Below are 18,391 nucleotides of genomic sequence, written 5' to 3' on the forward strand. Positions count from 1 at the left end.
TCCGGTGTGGCGGTTGCGGAAGTGAAGGACACGGTGGCAGAGGTTGTGACCGTGGGGGCCACGGCTGCGGGCGTGGGAACCACGCCTTCTAGTGTTTCTTTGCATTTCACAACAAATGAACCATGGCTCCGTTTGTCAGCTTCAACAACATCTGTTGGGGATCTAATTTATGTCTCATATTCAAGAGGCTCTTCTTATTCGGGGGAAGACCTATCTTTGTATTGTTGGCAGTTTAAAGGGGATGATTGCACCCCAGATACACCAGTTGACAAAATTTCCGGCATTCCCGCGTATTTAATTGATGGCGCTATGCTTGGGAAAGTAATTTCATTAAAAGTGAAATTAAAAGATGGTGCTACAGATATCACAACACTTACTCGGGACATGTCAATGGCAGTCGATACTACCACCTGTGTTAATAATTCTGGCAGGGAGTGCGCCAGAATTGGATACATTCCTGACGGTAATATCGGTGAGGTTTATATTACTACGCCAACAATATCTAATCTGAAATTGTCGGCATCAACGATGGCTCCAGGAACTACTGTAAGTGCCACATACTCATATAACGTTACAGGAGACGGCGGTAACGATTCGTCAGTTTATTCATGGTCAGCTATTAGCGGTCAGATTGATATGCCGTCAACATTCACTCCGGTCACACAGTCAGGCGTGGTACCATCATATACAATTAAAAGTCAGGATGTTGGTAAGTATATTCAGTTAGCTGTGTCTGCCAGGGACGATAAAGGTAATCAAGGAAACACCATTGTCGTTACAACAGGCATGTTTACAGGGGGAATACTGAAATGTCCTTCCAATGCTCCTGAGTGCGTATCACTTTCAACGCCATCCGATCCTGTAGGTATGGTCACTGGCTCTGTTAAAGGTACTTTCTATACACTTAAGGGCACTGCTCGGAGCTCATTTGCGGGGACAGTATATTTAAATGTTCCAATTAGACTTGCTGCAACAGGCTTAAACACTGCAGGTTTGAGTATCAAATCCACAACGCCTGACCTGAGAACGTTTGTTAAATCTGATGGCACTCTTTGGGCATGGTTTACTAATATTCCTTCAGGAAGATATACTGCCTCTGTAACTGCTAGTGACGGTAATGGTAAGTCTTTTGTATGGAACTTTCCCGTTAATGGCTATACATACTTTAAGCCTATCTCAAAGCAAGGTACTATATTCGCTAGTGACATTTATAACGAGCGTTCATCATGCACTGACGCAGGTTCTGAAGATGTTGCCTTAGATATTGCTGGAAGTCTGCCATCGAGTTTTTGGGATTTTGTAAATATAGACAGTTGGGCATCAACGCATTTTGCTGGTGCATCATATGTTTCATATGGGCGTGTAAAAGCATCTTCAATAACCAGCGATTTTTGGAATGATTATGAACTTATTCCTTCAAATTCTGCGACCGGTATTCCTGTCTCAGGTGCTATTTATAGTGAGACTGGAGTGTCGAAGGAAAAGGTTACTTTTGCAGATACTACAAAAGAAATTGTGGCTGGCAATGGTCGTTCTGTTGTAGGGTGGATGTGCTGGCGTAAATTTTAAGAAAGTATGGTTTTTTACCTAAGGGCAGCAGCCCTTAGGTAAACTCATTTTTGTAATGATAATTATATGGGGTAACAACTTTGTTTCTTGATTACTTCGCGCTTGGACTGTTGTTTTTTGTTGGTGTGGTTATTTTTTACGGCATCATTGTGATTCACGATATACCGTACATAATTGCTAAAAAACGACATCACCCGCACGCAGATGCCATACATGTTGCTGGCTGGGTGAGTTTGTTTACTCTGCATGTCCTGTGGCCCTTTCTCTGGATATGGGCAACACTCTACCAGCCGGAACGCGGGTGGGGGATGCAGGATGGGGGGGATGAAAATGAAATGTCACTCTTGAAAAAGCGCATTGCTGTTATAGAAAGCACTCTCAGCATGCAATCCTCCTCTTCCCCTGAATGACGAAGGAGTTCATGTGGATCTGCTCATTATTCTGACCTACGTTGCATTTGCATGGTCAGTGTTTAAGATTTTTAAAATTCCCGTTAACAAGTGGACAGTACCCACCGCTGCGCTTGGTGGCATCATTCTTGTGAGTGGTCTGATACTGTTAATGAACTACAACCATCCTTATACCGGTCTTGCGCAAAAAGCGGTCATATCAGTACCAGTTACGCCCCAGGTGTCAGGCGTGGTCAGTGAAGTTCCTGTTCATCCGGGAAACAGGGTGAAAAAAGGTGATGTACTGTTCAGGATTGATGACGGGCGCTATCGGGCTCAGGTCGATAAGTTCCGTGCTGACCTTGCTACTGAAATTCACCGCACTGACACACTTAAAGCACAACTGGCAGAGTCAGAGTCAGGCACTGAGAAAGCCAGAGCAGAGAGGGATCGTCTGCTAAAAAATTATCAGCGTTATCTCAACGGCAGCAAGGCTAAAGTTAATCCGTTTTCGGAGAGCGACATCGATAATGCAAGGCAGAATTACCTTGCACAGGAGGCTCTGGTCAGTGCTGCTAAGGCAGAAGAGGCACAGATTCAGAGTCAGCTTGAAGTGGGTGCCGGCGGTGAACGACCACAAATTGCGAGTATTCGCTCCCAGCTCGCAGAGGCAGAATACAATCTGGAGCAGACGACTGTTCGTGCTCCTGAAGATGGCTACGTTACCCAGGTTCTTGTCAGACCAGGAACTTATGCTGCGGCATTGCCGCTCAGGCCGGTAATGGTGTTTATTCCCGAGCAAAAGCGACAGATAGTGGCTCAGTTTCGTCAGAATGCCCTGCTTCGCCTGAATGCAGGGGATGAAGCTGAGGTGGTATTTAACGCTCTGCCTGGAAAAGTGTTACATGGCCGGCTGCGTGAGATTCTGCCCGTCGTGCCAGGTGGTGCTTACCAGGCTCAGGGAAGTGTACAGGCGCTTACTGACTCGCCAGGGATGGATGGCGTTCTTGGCGTCATTGAAATGGATGCTGCTACAGATATCAGCGATTTACCCGACGGAATTTATGCGCAGGTTGCTGTTTATTCTGACCACTTTTCTCATCTGAGTGTTATGCGAAAAGTTTTGCTCCGGATGACAAGCTGGATGCATTACCTGTACCTCGACCACTGAGTTTGACTACTTTAATGCGGTATTAATCAATTGAATAAGTGTGATGAAAATCATGCGCGTGCATATTTTTTGATCATGTCGAATTTCCATTGAATTTATTAAAATAGCGCGGAGGTGGAAATGTATTACATTATCATTTTTCTGGTTATAAGCAGCATGCTTTTTTGTTATATAGTGTCGCCTGACGTCTTCCATTTTTCTCTTTTTTTTATGTGACGGGTTTATCATTGCGGGATTTCCTTTTGATTTTAAATCCTTGACTTTCGGTGGTGTTTTTTGCTTGCTGGAGCATTTATGGCACTTCTTTGTGATAGCTGTGAGCAGGTGACAGAATATAATGTATGGTACAGGAGTGGCGGAGATTATTATTATACCGCGAGAAAGTCATATCACTCACCCGTACTGATTCGCCTTTCAAATGTGGGAAGCGGCGATGCATCCCTTAATGTTACCTATATGACAAAAAATAAATGCCATCACTGGTGGGATTCCAGCTTCAGAATAGATAATTTGAGTGTGCCTGCTTTTTATAACGGACAGCCTATGACTGAGGGGTGCCTTAACAGCTACACTACTGCGGCTGATTATTTTCCTTCATATGTTTACTCAAGACTCACTCTGAATGAAACAGTAACACTCCAGGGTGATATAAAATTATACCCAAGCAATATACTGGATCCTGAAAGTGGCATTCCTCGTTAGGTTTTAATTAACGCTCTGTATCGCAAGGGTTTTCTTATGCCGCATCTTTCAGCAGTTGGGTTCTTATCGCAAAAAATAAAAATATGTTACTGGATGAACCTTTATATATAAGATAATATCTGGAGGGTAGCACTGTGTTTAGATATCAGGTGGTGCATGCCATACATTTCTTTTGAATTGCTTGTTGTCCCTGCGTTTATTAAACTTAATCAACTTAACCTCTTCGTTCTCTTGAGGAGAGGAAGGCGGTAGCCTGCCTGTAACACCACGAGGTGAAGCCCGAAAAAAAATAAGTTGACGGAAAAATTTATGTGGTTGTCTTTTATTATACGTGAACAAAGCTAACCCTTACCAGATTACCTTAATAAATAAAATTCTGCCGCCTTAAATCAGTAATTCCCGTTGTGCTCATATACCCAATTTCAGGAAAACATGGAATACAGACTCCCGGATAAAATCAAAATCGGTGCCCCCCCCTGTGCGCTGCCCGATTATGCCGCCCTGCGCGATGAACTGAGCAAACTGACGCATCCTGCACGTCCTGATGTTGACTGGCGAAGGGTGCAGACCCTTTGCCTGCGCCTGTTTGAGCACAACGGCGTGGAGCTTCAGAGTGTCTGCTGGTACACCCTGGCACGCATGCACACTGCCGGGCTTGCCGGTATGAATGACGGACTGTTTATCACCGGCACGCTGGTTCGCAACCAGTGGCCGGTGATGTGGCCTGCCTGCGTACACGCCCGGACTGAAATCCTTGCCGGCCTCAGCCAGCGGCTGCAGAACGTTCTGCGCACCCTGATTCTTAATGACCGTGATGACCTGCATGCCCTGTACCAGAGTGAAAAATGCCTTGCTGAACTCGGCGACTGCCTGGCACGCCATGAGCTGAGACCGGCATGTCGTCTGGATGGCCTGCAGCATGAGGTCCGCTCAGCCATTACTCGTCTGGAAAAAAAAACTCAGGATGCGCGAGATGAGTCCTGCCTTTTGCTGCCGCTGCAGGCGATGGTGTCCGCTGAGTCTGATGACCAACCGGTGCGGTTTGTCTTGTCTGCAGAACCAGAGTCTGAGTCCGTACTGAGCGCCGGTATTTTCGGCCCCTGGCGACGCAGAATACGTCTTCAGGCATTTGCCCAGGGAACACTCAGCACCCTGATTTTTTGCGGACTCCTTTCATGGGGAATACACGTGCTGCACAGGCCGATGCCCGAAGAGCAACAGCTTGAAGCGACACTGACACCGCTTCCTCAGCCCCTGTCACCGACGCAGCTGAACAGGCTCTGGCACGATTCCACGCTCACGGAAACGGAGAGCGGGAGACTTATTGACGCTACCCGGCAGCAACTGGCCTGGCTGCAGTCCCTTCCGCCGGACTGGGCGCAGCAGTACGGTCGCCATCTCATCCGTCAGGCCCGCACCCTGTGGCCGGATAATCCTGACGTCATCAGCATGCAGGCAAACTGGCAGAAGACGCGGAAGGCTGATGCACTGCCGCTGAGTGAACTTCATGGCTTACATGAAAGCGCGTATCGCCAGACTCAGTGCGCACCATGAAAAACATGAGGGCGGTATCTGACGGTGAGTGAGTGTACTACTGAAGATATGACTGTTTACTGCAGGTGGCGCCACCCCGCGCTTTTCGGCTGTTATCGCCCGCTTTAATCTGAAGTCAGATATTCTATGCAGCTTCACCACTACCATGGCACGGAAGGAAATACAAAAGGCCACCCTCGTCCGTTGAACGTTGAAGAAAGCACACTGGTGAAAAAATCCTGCTGACAGTTCCACCCAATAAGCAATGGTATTATTTACCTGATCATACTCACTTCGCTCAGAAATGCGCGTTGCAAACCGTAACACCCATTATACGCAGGTGCGGAATGAAATTAAAAAATCATGAAAAACGCTGTGAATAATTTACCTTTTAAATGTCGAGAGCGTTATGCGTACAGTAATCTTCAGGCAATGCCAGCACTTTTTGGGTATCACTTCACTTAGTAGCAAACGGTGCCCTCATTGTAAAATAAAAAGTTTTTTTTCCGTAGAAAGGGTAGGTAATTTACTGTTGTGGATACTGAGTTTTTTACTCCTTGCTTGTTTTCTCGTTTTTACCTCTTTTTATGGGTGATATTTTCATCTGCGTATAAAAATAAATCGGTTTAACACCATTAATAATGGGGGCACTTTCACATCAACTTGCACAGGAGTATTTATGCTTCCATCATTCATTATTGCGCTCGAAGGCCCGCCGAGAGGAGGGGGTGCAAATGCAGTTGCGCGTTGCATCAGTGAACATACGGGCGTCGTGGAAGAAACCAGGGGCTATTTACTACTCTCCATCGCTGAGGTGATACATCTGATTCGCAGTCGCTGCGAAGTAACCCCGGCTTTTATCACGACAGAAACCCGGATCTTTTCAGGGCTGGGATTCTGCGTTCAGGATATTGAGGAGTTATTTCAGGAAGCAGAATGGCGTTTTGGCGTCAGATTTCCTGCTGATGAAAATGCCTTGCGGGAGCTCTTTTCACTCCGGCCACATGAATACCTTTTTCCTCCGCTCCAGAGCCTGCCGCTTTCACACGCATGGTTGCTGTGCAGGTTGCAGGACGCGCCTTTTCCGGCGCAGGCAGATATCAGCGTGGGGGATTTTTACAAGGGACTCACCGCGCTGTGTCTGAAGGGCGGCAAAATGTAGCCTTATCTGCGGCAGCAAACCAGGACGACTGACGCGAAGCAACAGTGATGTGTTACATGGTGCGAATGTATCCTGAAGAACGTTGCCAGATGGTGAATGCTGATGGGGAGTAAGATCGTGAGCGACCAGAACGTCATTTTGCAGCGGTCGTCTGCTGATGCGCAGATGCGCTGTCAGTTACACCAGTTTCAATCCTGAATTAACCGAAGTGCATATTCGCACAGCGATCGTTCTCTTTCGCGGCGATTTTGCGCCCCGGTACTGTTTTGTGGAGTTTGTATGTTTTTGCAGCTTATTTGGCTTGCGGCGCTGATGTCACTGATGGTGGTCATTCATACGCTCTGGAGTCTGCATATTCTGAGGCTTGTGCCCGGGAAAGTCACCAACACGGTCAGGCTGGTTATGATACTGGTTCGCATCTGTGTTTCGATGCTGATGATCCATTTTATCGAGGCGGCGTGTTTTGCTCTCTTTTATTACTGGCGTTCAGGCTTTAGTGATTTGACGACAGCCGTCTATTTTTCTCTGACAAGTTACGCGACGGTAGGCTATGGCGACGTATTGCTGCCTGCGCATCTGCGCATAATCGGTGCGGCAGAAGGTCTGGTCGGGGTCTTGCTGGCTGGCTGGACGGTAGCACTCCTTACCCGGGGGCTGGCTATTCTGCGACCCTGTTCAAAATAGCCTTTTCAAAAAAATTTCCTCTTCTGAGTGAGTAACCCATGCGTCTGACTTTACCCGCAGCAGGAGAGTCTTCTGTTTCATTTTACGCTTGAACAGATGGCAAACTGCCTATGCCGCAGACCGGGCGCACGTTGCGGGATAGCTGATTACTGGTGCGTGGCCTGCTCTACAGCCATCATAATGACCGACTGACGGTGGACATTCTGACCGGGGGTGAGTTTCTGGAGCGTAAAACCCTGAGCATCCGGAAGAACATGCACAGACGACATGAGAAAACAATACAGCCCATCATATCAGCTAAATTATGCTCTTACCCGATCTGGAAAATACCCTCAATATGAACTCAACACGTAATACCTTTTTCGACTTCCTTCGCCTGGCTGCCGTTCTGATGGTAATAACCTCGCATTACGCCTACATGTTTGATACCAGCGCTCTGATTACCTTCCCGCACGAATATCTGACGGGCGGAATTGGCCGGCTTGGCGTTTCGTTTTTTTTTATGATATCGGGTGCACTTGCATATGTTTCCCTTACACGCTACAGCCTGAGTGAATACTACGTCAGGCGGACCTGTTCGGTTCTTATACCCTACAATATTGTGTATTTTACAACCGGCCTCATCCTGCTGGTTCTGGGGCTTTACTTCAGATATCCGGGGAACCCGCTTGAGCAGCTGGTTAAGGGCGACAGAAGTGTTATCGCGTTTTTCCCCACTATCATCGGTATTGACCACTACCTGCATGGCATCTGGGGAGTTGAGACAGCGTATCTTACCGGTGAATGGTTTATCGGCTGTATAATTCTGCTTTATGCCATCGCCCCCCTGGTTTTCCGGATAATGCAGCTGGCGCCGTTGCTGATGGTGGCTGCAACGCTGACCGTAAGCATTCTTTGTTATGACAGCGACCTCGCTAATCCATACTGGTCAGCACAGGTTAGGATAAGTGACTTTACTTTTGGTATGCTGTTTATGCGTTTTCTGCCATGGTTCTGTAAATGGCGGGGCCTGCTGGCAGTGACCGGGGGAGCTGTTATTCTTGGCGGATGCGTAATGGCTGAGCTTTCACAGAACTCAATCAGAGATGCACTCTTCCCGCTTGCACCGCGTAGCCTGATTTTTTCCGTGGCGTTTCTGTTTATTTTACATGGGTGGTATCCCCTTATAAACCGGGTTTTAACTCAACTCAGTCTTCAGAAAAACGTTTCCGGGCTGGCCTCCCGGGCTTACGTTATTATGCTTCTTCAGCATGTCATAATTATCTTTATCAGCGCTAACATAAAAATGACTGAGCTGAATGTGGCTCAGGTTTTCCTTTTTTACGTACTCGCATTAATAATCACAGAAAGAATTTCGATGTTACTCAAAATTGTTGTTGCAAAAACTGAAAGGCATACCGCGATGTACATTCTGAAAAAAATAAAATGACACTCACTGTGAAACCTCAGCTATATAAAATGACCAGAAAATACTGAAAATGAAGGGGGATTTATGTCATCACAACCCAATGAAGTTGATTTCGGTGCTGTATACAATATTCACAGGGCTATTCACGAATTACTAAACTGGATTGAGATGAATATTCACCAACCGCTGTCAGTTAATGACATCGTCAGGAGGTCTGGATACTCAACATTTTATCTTCAGCATATGTTCAAATCTGTAACCGGTGAACCTGTTGCCCGCTATATTCGCAGGCGGAAGCTTGGGTTGGCAGTCTGCTTATTGCGTGAAAATGATGTCAGGATATCAGATGTTGCCTTCGGGCTCGGATTTGAAGATGTTTCAACTTTTTATCGTTCATTCAGGAGGGAATTCGGTTTTTCACCAGGTGAATATCGAAGGCGCCTCATTTAAAATGATAAAACATCAATCCCTTAGGGGGGGCAGTATATGAAGAAGAAATATTTCATAATGATAATTTAACCGGAGATAAATAACAACCACTGATGGTCTGTGTTTTTTTTGAATTTACAAACTTAACTTTTCAATAAAAATGAATGGCATCTGCATTATAATGGTGTGTGAAAAAATGATTCCCGGGATAAAACAGATGCGAATATAGACTAGGATTATGGTGCGTATCACTATGAAAGAAAACGAGGACTAACTTCCTTCAGTTCTTTAGCAGTACCCACCTGCGAATATTTTCTGAGACTTCAATAAAAAATTATGTGTATTCTCACCCGCCACAATATCGCAATTAACTGATGCATACAAGCGTTATGTCATACTGAAGTATATAGCTTTGCTCTGGTAATTTAAATTTACCCACTTCAGGTAACACTTCTGTTTCATATAGCTTCTGGCTTACTTTTTCAATATTGCAATTCATTATTCTGTTTTTCTAATTCTGCACTATGATGTCTGTAGGACTTCTTCAGTTGATTCATTATCTCTGGCGGTAGATTTATAGATTCGATCGCCTCGTCGACAGATAATCCTAGATGTGATGTTAAAATATCTATCGCAACGTAATAGCTGTGCATAAAAAACCTTAATCTCTGGGTTTATGACCGAATATTATAAGTTACATAAAACTATCATTTTATTATTTCGAAAAAATAAAGCTCTGCTACAACAACGATGGAGAAAAAAACAATTTTACACAGTAAAGGTATGCGGTGCGTATCGGCACGATTGCACTTAACGCAGACATTTCTGAAATGATGGTAATGAGCATTGCAAACGTAACAAAATTTATTTTTATTCATGGTGTTGCAGTTGCATCCTGATTTTATACTGCATTGCTCTTTGTAAGGTGATTAAGTTCTCTGAGTTTTATTTCAATAAAAGCTTTATATACCTTTTCCGCAGTATCATCAGGCAGGCGTAATCGCTTGATGGCTTCATCGGGATTTAGCTTCAGATCATTAACAAGGATGTTGATGGCTAAAAGATAATAGTGCATTTTTGATATCCAACATAAAAACTGCAATAAGTATTATTTTATTTGGCTGCGTTATCAAGTCATAAGGAATGAACTGCCTCAAAAAAGCAATGAAATGCACGCAAGATAAATTGTAGAATATCAATATTATGTTGAAGAACAAAAAAAAGGTTGACATTTTTAATGGAAATAATGTGCGTTATGGTATTGTGCCTTAATTCCATGGTCTTCCTTTATCGTCTTCACGAACCGCTCAGCTATGCCCTTATTCTGCGGACTGCTCCCCCCAGTACCAGGCTGTTTCCCTTAATTGCCTGAGCTATAGTAACTGTCTTTTTCTACAACATATTGAACTATGTCTTGCTACGACCTTCCCGATGAAGCAGGGGCTCTCATCCAGCCCTTATTACCTGCCGAACAAGCTATATCATGGGTCGGACGCCCATGGGCAGAACATCGCATGATCATCAATGGCATGTTCCGGGTGCTGTGCTCAGCTACCCGATTGCGCGATTTGCCTGAGCGATATGGTCCGTGGAAGGCTGTTTACAACCGTTTTAATCGATGGTCAAAGTCAGGAGTGATTAACATTATTTTCAATAAGTTACTTTAATCTCTCGATGCTCATTGCCTCGTTAACTGGTCAGCGACTGCACTGGATGACAGCAATATCCGTGCGCTCAGATGCGCCGCCGGAGTGCAAAAAAACATCCCGATATCACCGGAGATGACAGCCCGGGTCGCTCTGGCGACTGTTTTTGCACCAAAATCCATCTGGCAACAGTGCCGTTAAACATCTTGCCGAGACCGGGGCAAGCTCATGAAAGCCAATTCGCACAACATCTTCTGGATGGCATTAGTGTTCAACGCCAGAACGGCAGCATGTTAAGGGACACAGCCTAAAGTCCCCAAGATTCAGTTGTCTGGCGAAATGCCGTCTTTTATGTAGGGTATACGCTTAACGAGTCTCTGCCATCTACTGCTACGGCAGATTAACTGTAATATAAATTTGATACTTACCGGGTGTGGCGCCTCTGTACGGCTCTGGCTAAGCCACTCTTTAGAGCTGTAGCAGGGAATCATCACTGATGATCTTGCCGATAACCGACAGTATATGAGCCTCGGCTTCACCAGTGCGCCGTTTATAGAACCTGCGCAGCCCGCTTTCGCAACTTACCGAACGAATTACCCAAAAGATTTTATTCGTGAATTTTAACGCTATGGCGACCACAGGTAGTAAATATTTTTATCGTACACGATAATTAAATATTTTGCGTGTTGGTTTTCAGTGCTTTTGAATGGTGCTTTCTTTCGTCTATGATGTAATTTACTGTCTGGGCTGACAATCATTTTTTAATGCTGGAGATTGCTTTCTTTTAAATTACAGTAATTAAATGAGCGCGCGTTAAATGTTCTTATATTGACTGATAACCATTTCCTTTATGGCGTGGACTTAACCGATGAATTATATTCATCTTCTAAATATAAACGTAAACGGTCTGCATTTTTTTGCGGAATAATGACATATTTCGGACCACTTGCACCCAGCATTGATATTTTAATACCCGCATTGTAAGCTTTCAGCTTACTTACCGATATGCCAGTTATTGCAGAAATAAGTTGAATATCAACCGGCCTCTTCAGGCGAACAGGTGCGAGAGCACGACTTTCATCCGGATCTGGCAGCTGCACACCGTAACGCTTGCTGTTCTTCAGAATCTCTTTCAGTGCGAGCACCCTCGGTACATAATCCTCCGTTTCCTCAGGCAGTGAGAGCGACCAATAATCGGTTGGTTTACCCCGTGCTTTATTCGCCTTTATAGCTTTCAGGACGCGCCCTTCACCACCGTTATAGGCAGCTATTGTTAACAACCAGTCGCCGTCGAACCTTCTGTTCAGGCGTTCCATCAAATTAAGAGCGGCTGTCGTTGACGCGATAACATCACGACGCGCATCATAGTCGTTAGTTTGTACCAAACCATATCTTAGTCCTGTGCGCGGAATTATTTGCCATATGCCAGCTGCATTGGCACGAGATGTCGCATGTGGGTCATATCTACTCTCGATGACGGGGATAAGCACAAGCTCCATAGGCATGTTACGTTTCTTAATTTCCTTACTTATCCAGTATAAATATGGTTCCGCACGTAAAGCTACCTCATGGAAATGTATTTTGTTTTTCAGATATTTTTCTTTTTGCTCATTAATGCGTTTTTTTTGCGTCACCTCTACTTTCAACCCATTTTCAATATCAGACCATAATTCATTATCAGGTGTGGGATATACCCCCCCCCCAAACATGGTCTGACTTGTTATTTTTTTTGCATTCATATTGCCAGTGATGTGTATATCTGATGACTTATTTTCATGTTGATACTGACACCCCGAAAGCAGAATGTAAGTTAAAAGAATAGCATTTTTTTTCATGGTTTTTTCTAAAAAATTAAGTTGATGAAAGCGCTTAATTATATTAATGGGTTGTGGATCAATTACGCTGTTGAATTTTTAGTTTATATTTAATTTATTAATGCAGTGACTTGATTAATGCGATAAATATTTACTTCTAGTTGTAACTCTATATTAAATGCCATCTCAACTTCTAAAGACAGGGCGTAGATTAATCTTGCACCTGAATGTGTTGGTTTTTACTTTTTCTGTTTTATAGGAAAAAAAGAAGCACGCAGTTTTTTTCAGACATGTTACTTATCACGCCTTGTATTCAACTGTCAGTGAACCCGTGGACTGCTTTTTTTCCTGACCGTGTTAGTTTAGTTTATTGACAGCCAGGGATACCAGATCGTTCTGCCAGACCCTCTCTAAACACTGCGCCTCACAGAATAGCGTTGTCATAACACGGTACCTCTGAACGTTACACCGGAAACCGGTTCTGATGTTGTTAAACAGAAACCCATGTGCAGCACTGCTATAAATAGCTACCCACCATATACAGCACGTTATATTTTCACTTCAGGAAATTATCTTTTACCTCATTCAGACAATTCGTTCCGGTATAGATTTTAATTTGGTTAATTGGATTTAATTTTCATGAAAGGTAAAGGGTTTAACATCATCCTCTTATTATACTTGTCAAAACTGCTGCTTTTTATTTATCCTTTAATTTTTTCTTAATTAAGGAGTCTTCATGCCCTGCAAAAGCATCATTTTTGGAGTGCGTATATTCAGATGGACTTGACTCTCCAATGAAAACACCACCTTTTTCGATTGAAAGTTCATTTGTGTAAATATTTCCTTCTATGCGCCCTTTTTCTAAAAGGCTAACAGCAGAGGCATAACACCGACCTGTAACTAAACCGTTTATTATCACATGTGTGGCATGAATATCACCTTTGACTACTCCACCATTATTTATGCGAACCTCATGTTCTGAGCGTATATTTCCTTCAATAACGCCCTCACTTACAATACTGCCTTCTGTTTCTATTATGCCTGATAAATTAGCACCATTTGCTATAAAAACATCTTTCCTGACAGTCGGCATTAAAACATCTTTACCATGGATTAGTGTTGTTTTTTCTGACTTATCTTGGTTTGCTACAACCTCATTTTTTTTACTCTTACTTTTCAGGTTTAGCATGGAATGTACCTTTAGCATGTTTTTTTTAAAAAAAATAATTATGCTCAATGTTGCGAGCAATATCAATCCGAAAATTAGTGGCGTACTGTCCGATGATGACATGGATGATATTATAATTAAACCCCACACCAACCATATCAACCATAACCACCGGAATGAGCTCATTATTTACCCCACTGAAAAATACTCATAGTGCATAATGTAAGTGTGTCAATGCGTATAAACCAGAGCCAATAACGTTGCCAGGGTCAGTGAAAACCATAAAATTGCTCGATATATACTAACAAGACCTAATTCTGGAACATAGATGACCTTGTGCCTTGAAATGAGTAAGTACGCAATGCGTAGTTTTTTTAATATTAACTTCATTTTTTAGTAAGCCTGTTTTTTGGGTGGCGAATGATATACGGTAATGAGTGCAAGGTGGATTTTTTTTCTGATATGATATTATTGGGTTTAATTTATTATTTTCGTGTTGCTTTTTTATCGAAAGCAATACGCACTGCTTTTGCAGATTTTCTGTTACGTCATGCTGCCAAATATAAATTTAAGAAGTTAAATGTGGACTTGTAATATAAGCCTGATATATATTAGAGCATGGTTTAAATTGATAGTTATGTTCATGCTCGCGACGCTTTAATGTTTTGTATGTAACTCGCATATTTACTTTGTGTAAAAAACTATGCCTGGCGTTTTTTTTGTTAAAGATGCTCAGAATTTAAATACATCAATGATTTTCAAAAAACTGCTTACCTCTGTTATCAGAGTCTGCTTCTGTTACATAATTTATGTACTAATTAAAAGAGATGCTAATCAATATCTAAATAAATCAGTCAATAAATTTCAATAATTAAACCAAAGTATTTAACATAAGATAGATTGCACGAACTAAGTAATTGATTTTTATGTATTTAAATTTTCTTGCCCGGTTATCTCCAGGGTTCATGCCGTGCCGTATCCTGAGACTGGCTGAGAATACGTATGACCGTAACCACCGAATGCGATGGCACAAAATAGATCATGTGCTGTTCCACCGGCAGCGAGCAGATATTGTCTCCCAGCTCCGCGCGATGCGTGCCGATGTCATGCATGGCCAGCACGTTAAAAACCGCTGCTATACGGCTGATATACGCATCTGCCTGAACAATCCCGAACTGTCGGAAGCTGTAGCCCCAGATTGCTTCCAGATCTTCTTCTGCTTTGGGTGTCAGCTCAATCTCTTTCATTTGCCACCCTGGCCCTGACATTATTCAGGAATGCATCCTTGTTCCATGGTTTCGCCTCGCCGCTGCTGATACCTTCGGCCAGCAGATCGCGCAGTTCCTGAAGGCGGGATTCAGCCTGCTTCTCTCGCAGAAGACGCAGCGCATCTCGCATGACCTCGCTCTGGGTACGGTAATCACCAGCCTTAACCAGGGAATCGATAAATTCGCGCAGCTCATCACCCACGTCCACCGTCATCGTACGGGCCATAACCCCTCCGTTTCATTATGTAAGATTTGTTCTTACATCAGTATATCATTTTAGCATCAGGCTTCCATGCTCAGTGATCGAGACTATGGACTGCATTTATGAGATCAACAGGGATGCGAAATCAAATAGATATCTAATAGAATGCTGAGTTGTAGCCTTAAGCGAGAACTGGAAATGAAATTAACAGAAAATCGGGTAGATACACTCATCGATACCCTGAACGACCTGATCTGCGATGAGCAAAGCATTACTCGCGAACAGCGAGAAAATTTAATTAAAACGGTTGCCACACTGGGTGGGCTTAAGGAGCGACTACGACTCATTTCTGCGGAGAAAGAAGCCAGACAGATCGCTAAAAACGAGAAGGTAAAGAAACCGCGCGAACCGGACCTGGTGTTTCCCCGTACTGGAAAGCCGTGGCTGCCAGAGGATCTCGATGTTATCCATTCCATTATCGACGATATACCTGATGACAGAATTGATGATCACATCCTGTGGCTTTCAAAACAGCAAGGGCGCACCCCCTATGCTGTCGCACTGAAGATTGTTGGTGTAGGAAGAATGGATGATGAGTGGGCGAAAGCCTGGAAACCCGCGGCAAAATCGCTTCGAGAAGATTATGCAAAGCTTCATCCTGCTCCCTCTTCGGATATCAGCCAGGAATAATCGGTTTTAGGTTGAGATGTATATTAAGTTATTTTGCAGCAGCATGTTTTATAATTATATAAATCTGCCCATGCAAAATATGGTAAAATAATAAGCAATTGCACTCCTTAATCTAAATATATCAATATATTTGCCGATATATGTAGTAAGGAAGGGAGTGTTATGAACGATTTTCATATTTTAAATATCTGTATTCAGAATAAGGATGTGGCAGGTGCAATGCGCGTGCTGCGTGATAAATCAGAATTTGCGGTGCGCAAGATTCTGGAGAAACTTAAGGTCAGGGTCACAACGCAAACTGGCAGGGCATTCTGGCATTATGTTCAGGGCTGGCTGTTAACCGCGTGTCGCCAGGGGAATATACAGCATGAATCATTCAGTACCCAACGTTCTTCCCAGTATCCGGAACGCGTGCCAGCTCAGTCCCGCTGCTCTCGATATGGTCAAGCTCCTCGCACTTCTGGCCATGATTATCGACCACACCAATACGGTGTTTCTGTCGCCAGCCTGGCCGATGATGTATGCGCTTGGCCGGATGGCCTTCCCCCTGTTCACGCTTATATGGGCGATGAACGTACAGCGCACCCCGGAACGACTTCAGAAGAGAGCCAATCGGTTGTGGATCTGGGCAATCATTACGCAGCCGGTGTTCAGCCTGGCCTTCCTGCATCACCAGCCCTGGTGGGCCCTGAACATTCTGTTCGTATTTGCCGGCGTCACGCAGCTGCTTGCCCTGCAGTACCGGCACGGCCGGAAAGGAATGCTTGCGGGATATCTGATCCTGGCCCTAATGATTTGGCCACTGGAGCCGGCAAGCTACGGGCTGGCAGGAATTACGCTGGCCATCAGTATGGCAACCTTATCAGGCAGTGGCATGCCCGGAGGGAAGCGAATGGCGGTCGCTGGCGTCGTGCTGTCACTGATTTGTTTAAACGGGTTGTCGCATATCCTGAAGCTGCCCGCAGAAACATTATTACTGGCCACGCTGCCTACTCTGGTATTCCCCCTGGTGGTGGTTTCTTTCTGCAGGGAAATCTGTCCGGAAGGCCGCCAGCGTTTCATGCCGCGTAATTTCTTTTACTATGCTTACGCTGGTCACCTGGGGATTATTGGTCTGATACAGTATACTTTCGCCTGATTAGGGAGGACGTAATGGCTATCAGTGAGAAAGACCTGCTTGAGGCAGGTTTCAGCAAGAGCGAAGTGGATAACTTACAGGGCCGGCTTGCAGCAGGCGGAGGCACCATGCAGCATCTCATCGAAGCGCTCTCACGGCGCTTCCGGGTGTCGGCATGGATCACGGTCGCGCTGGTTCTGGTTATGCTGGTCACCCTCATCGCCGGCAGCCGGACACACATTCTTTCCGGGGGCATGAGTTCCCTTGTCGTCCTTATCATTGCCTGGGTGACCTTTCCACCTGCGCTGGGCTGGAAAGCTTTCCGCCTGCAGAAAACTATTTCCCGGAAGGCTCAATAGTCAGCAAATCAAGCGCCACTTTGGCTTTAACCCCCCATCCCGCAATTTTAAGCGCCATCGCGGGACGTGGCGTACCGGATACTTTCCTGAAAAAATCGGGCCTGGTCCAGTACCACAGCCGTTGTGCTTCGGGTTTCAGCCTCAGGCCATACGCACCGTAGACTTCACTGAAAAGTGTGACCGTCTTATAGGTTCCCAGACCCTGCTGCCGGCTGAATCCCAGAAATTCAGCGATCTCCATCGAGCCGTCAGCGAAAATACCTTCCGTCTGCTTATCTCCGAGGAAGTTGTGCGCGGCTTCCCGTGAAATCGTATTGAATCCATTTACGACAATCACCGCGCCGGCCACCACGCCCACCGGCGTCATCGAAGACATCATGACGATCCCACCAAAAATGGCCGCACCGGCCACCACGACGTCGACCGCAGAAATGATGTAGCCCACAATTTTGTTCTCGTCCCGGACAACCTTCACCTCGGCATAGAGTTTTGCATAGCCGGTTTTGAGCGATCGGGACTGCTACAGCAGGCTGGCATTTTCAGCCCGTAAGGCCCGCAGACAGGCCATACAGTCATCATCCGTTTTTGCCCGGCGCGCGGCTTCAAACTGGGTCATGATGAATGCTCTGATCTCATCCACAAACTGAATCCGGATAAAACCATCCTGAAGGTGCATGGCCGCCACCGTGTTGGCCGTATTCACCAGCTTCCGGGCTTCCAGGTTGATCATGGTTTCCACCCAGGCACGGGGATTCTGGCCGGGTAAAAGCAACGTGTCCATTTTATCGCCTCGCTTATCTGTTTCTGAAAGCATATTCCCGAAACGATTTTTGACAACAAAAAATGGGCATGCAGTCCTGCAGAACTCACCGATGCCGCATCGCGGCATGGAGGCGCCAGCTGAGGCCAGAAAGGGCGAGAATGTTGATGGGCGCCGTGACCGGCGTAAGCCGCTGCGGTTTGAAAGGTTCTGCCTGTCCCATCCCTTACCCTGCAAAGCCATATCCGTTATCCGCCACGCCTGATTGTGATGTGCGCGGTCGGAGTGAGCACGTCGAGGCCAGAGGCCGCTGACGGGCT

15 protein-coding genes and 3 pseudogenes are annotated in these 18,391 nt (G+C 45.2%); 12 read left to right on the forward strand and 6 right to left on the reverse strand.

Annotated features, from left to right (window positions below; translation table 11 throughout):
* The 8 genes from AC6BYQ_RS27150 to AC6BYQ_RS27185 all read left to right on the forward strand — a co-directional run.
* On the forward strand, positions 1-1,569 hold a 1,569-nt coding region (locus tag AC6BYQ_RS27150; RefSeq protein ID WP_498057826.1), incomplete at its 5' end, for a hypothetical protein.
* A gap of 80 nt (positions 1,570-1,649) precedes the next feature.
* On the forward strand, positions 1,650-1,979 hold the full coding sequence (locus tag AC6BYQ_RS27155; protein WP_498057827.1) for a DUF3302 domain-containing protein: 330 nt from the start codon (positions 1,650-1,652) through the stop codon (positions 1,977-1,979).
* A 13-nt stretch (positions 1,980-1,992) separates the two neighbouring features.
* Positions 1,993-3,129, forward strand: a complete 1,137-nt coding sequence (locus AC6BYQ_RS27160) for an HlyD family secretion protein (protein WP_498057828.1) — start codon at positions 1,993-1,995, stop codon at positions 3,127-3,129.
* Positions 3,130-4,263: 1,134 nt separating this feature from the next.
* The gene (locus tag AC6BYQ_RS27165; RefSeq protein ID WP_498057829.1) at positions 4,264-5,385 is read left to right on the forward strand and encodes a type VI secretion system ImpA family N-terminal domain-containing protein; all 1,122 of its coding nucleotides are present in this window, start codon (positions 4,264-4,266) and stop codon (positions 5,383-5,385) included.
* Between the two features lie 658 nt (positions 5,386-6,043).
* Positions 6,044-6,526 carry a hypothetical protein gene (locus AC6BYQ_RS27170; RefSeq protein ID WP_348575078.1) on the forward strand — a complete coding sequence of 161 codons (483 nt, stop codon included), beginning with the start codon at positions 6,044-6,046 and terminating at the stop codon, positions 6,524-6,526.
* Positions 6,527-6,805: 279 nt separating this feature from the next.
* On the forward strand, positions 6,806-7,210 hold the full coding sequence (locus AC6BYQ_RS27175) for an ion channel (protein WP_348575079.1): 405 nt from the start codon (positions 6,806-6,808) through the stop codon (positions 7,208-7,210).
* Positions 7,211-7,547: 337 nt separating this feature from the next.
* Positions 7,548-8,639, forward strand: a complete 1,092-nt coding sequence (locus tag AC6BYQ_RS27180; RefSeq protein ID WP_498057830.1) for an acyltransferase family protein — start codon at positions 7,548-7,550, stop codon at positions 8,637-8,639.
* A 63-nt stretch (positions 8,640-8,702) separates the two neighbouring features.
* On the forward strand, positions 8,703-9,068 hold the full coding sequence (locus AC6BYQ_RS27185) for a helix-turn-helix domain-containing protein (protein ID WP_072093844.1): 366 nt from the start codon (positions 8,703-8,705) through the stop codon (positions 9,066-9,068).
* A gap of 880 nt (positions 9,069-9,948) precedes the next feature.
* Here AC6BYQ_RS27185 and AC6BYQ_RS27190 read toward each other — a convergent pair.
* A complete protein-coding gene (locus tag AC6BYQ_RS27190; protein WP_348575081.1) occupies positions 9,949-10,122 on the reverse strand; it encodes a hypothetical protein in 174 nt (57 codons plus the stop codon).
* A 334-nt stretch (positions 10,123-10,456) separates the two neighbouring features.
* On the opposite strand from AC6BYQ_RS27190, the pseudogene AC6BYQ_RS27195 reads away from it, so the two are divergent.
* Positions 10,457-10,992 (forward strand): annotated as a pseudogene (locus AC6BYQ_RS27195) (IS5 family transposase); the annotation flags it as partial.
* A gap of 555 nt (positions 10,993-11,547) precedes the next feature.
* On the opposite strand, the pseudogene AC6BYQ_RS27200 reads toward AC6BYQ_RS27195, so the two are convergent.
* The 4 genes and pseudogenes from AC6BYQ_RS27200 to AC6BYQ_RS27215 all read right to left on the reverse strand — a co-directional run.
* Positions 11,548-12,528 (reverse strand): annotated as a pseudogene (locus AC6BYQ_RS27200) (transglycosylase SLT domain-containing protein); the annotation flags it as partial.
* A gap of 676 nt (positions 12,529-13,204) precedes the next feature.
* Entirely contained in the window at positions 13,205-13,696 is a 492-nt protein-coding gene (locus AC6BYQ_RS27205) for a bactofilin family protein (protein ID WP_348575082.1), read from the reverse strand.
* Positions 13,697-14,625: 929 nt separating this feature from the next.
* Positions 14,626-14,922 (reverse strand): type II toxin-antitoxin system RelE/ParE family toxin, encoded by a 297-nt coding sequence (locus tag AC6BYQ_RS27210; protein WP_014172379.1) that lies wholly within the window; start codon positions 14,920-14,922, stop codon positions 14,626-14,628.
* Positions 14,909-15,169, reverse strand: a complete 261-nt coding sequence (locus AC6BYQ_RS27215) for a type II toxin-antitoxin system ParD family antitoxin (RefSeq protein WP_015572037.1) — start codon at positions 15,167-15,169, stop codon at positions 14,909-14,911. Before AC6BYQ_RS27215 ends, AC6BYQ_RS27210 begins: the two co-directional genes overlap by 14 nt.
* A 141-nt stretch (positions 15,170-15,310) precedes the next feature.
* Between AC6BYQ_RS27215 and AC6BYQ_RS27220 the strand changes: the two genes are divergently transcribed.
* From AC6BYQ_RS27220 to AC6BYQ_RS27230, 3 genes are all read left to right on the forward strand, one after another.
* Positions 15,311-15,835: a hypothetical protein gene (locus tag AC6BYQ_RS27220; RefSeq protein ID WP_014172381.1), complete on the forward strand. Its 525-nt coding sequence runs from the start codon at positions 15,311-15,313 to the stop codon at positions 15,833-15,835.
* Between the two features lie 367 nt (positions 15,836-16,202).
* Positions 16,203-16,973 carry a TraX family protein gene (locus AC6BYQ_RS27225; protein WP_348575083.1) on the forward strand — a complete coding sequence of 257 codons (771 nt, stop codon included), beginning with the start codon at positions 16,203-16,205 and terminating at the stop codon, positions 16,971-16,973.
* A 14-nt stretch (positions 16,974-16,987) separates the two neighbouring features.
* Positions 16,988-17,311, forward strand: a complete 324-nt coding sequence (locus tag AC6BYQ_RS27230; RefSeq protein WP_015572034.1) for a hypothetical protein — start codon at positions 16,988-16,990, stop codon at positions 17,309-17,311.
* Here the strand turns inward: AC6BYQ_RS27230 and AC6BYQ_RS27235 are convergent.
* Positions 17,289-18,092 (reverse strand): annotated as a pseudogene (locus AC6BYQ_RS27235) (DUF4225 domain-containing protein). The gene AC6BYQ_RS27230 and the pseudogene AC6BYQ_RS27235 overlap by 23 nt on opposite strands.
* Positions 18,093-18,391: the final 299 nt, after the last annotated feature.

The sequence above is a fragment of the Serratia sp. LTN-2 genome, from assembly GCF_059740205.1.

Bases quoted from the DNA above. Each gene is read 5' to 3' on its own strand.
- AC6BYQ_RS27165 (WP_498057829.1), top strand. From the start codon at position 4,264: ATGGAATACAGACTCCCGGATAAAATCAAAATCGGTGCCCCCCCCTGT.
- AC6BYQ_RS27170 (WP_348575078.1), top strand. From the start codon at position 6,044: ATGCTTCCATCATTCATTATTGCGCTCGAAGGCCCGCCGAGAGGAGGG.
- AC6BYQ_RS27175 (WP_348575079.1), top strand. From the start codon at position 6,806: ATGTTTTTGCAGCTTATTTGGCTTGCGGCGCTGATGTCACTGATGGTG.
- AC6BYQ_RS27180 (WP_498057830.1), top strand. From the start codon at position 7,548: ATGAACTCAACACGTAATACCTTTTTCGACTTCCTTCGCCTGGCTGCC.
- AC6BYQ_RS27185 (WP_072093844.1), top strand. From the start codon at position 8,703: ATGTCATCACAACCCAATGAAGTTGATTTCGGTGCTGTATACAATATT.
- AC6BYQ_RS27190 (WP_348575081.1), bottom strand. From the start codon at position 10,122: ATGCACTATTATCTTTTAGCCATCAACATCCTTGTTAATGATCTGAAG.
- AC6BYQ_RS27205 (WP_348575082.1), bottom strand. From the start codon at position 13,696: ATGCTAAACCTGAAAAGTAAGAGTAAAAAAAATGAGGTTGTAGCAAAC.
- AC6BYQ_RS27210 (WP_014172379.1), bottom strand. From the start codon at position 14,922: ATGAAAGAGATTGAGCTGACACCCAAAGCAGAAGAAGATCTGGAAGCA.
- AC6BYQ_RS27215 (WP_015572037.1), bottom strand. From the start codon at position 15,169: ATGGCCCGTACGATGACGGTGGACGTGGGTGATGAGCTGCGCGAATTT.
- AC6BYQ_RS27220 (WP_014172381.1), top strand. From the start codon at position 15,311: ATGCTGAGTTGTAGCCTTAAGCGAGAACTGGAAATGAAATTAACAGAA.
- AC6BYQ_RS27225 (WP_348575083.1), top strand. From the start codon at position 16,203: ATGAATCATTCAGTACCCAACGTTCTTCCCAGTATCCGGAACGCGTGC.
- AC6BYQ_RS27230 (WP_015572034.1), top strand. From the start codon at position 16,988: ATGGCTATCAGTGAGAAAGACCTGCTTGAGGCAGGTTTCAGCAAGAGC.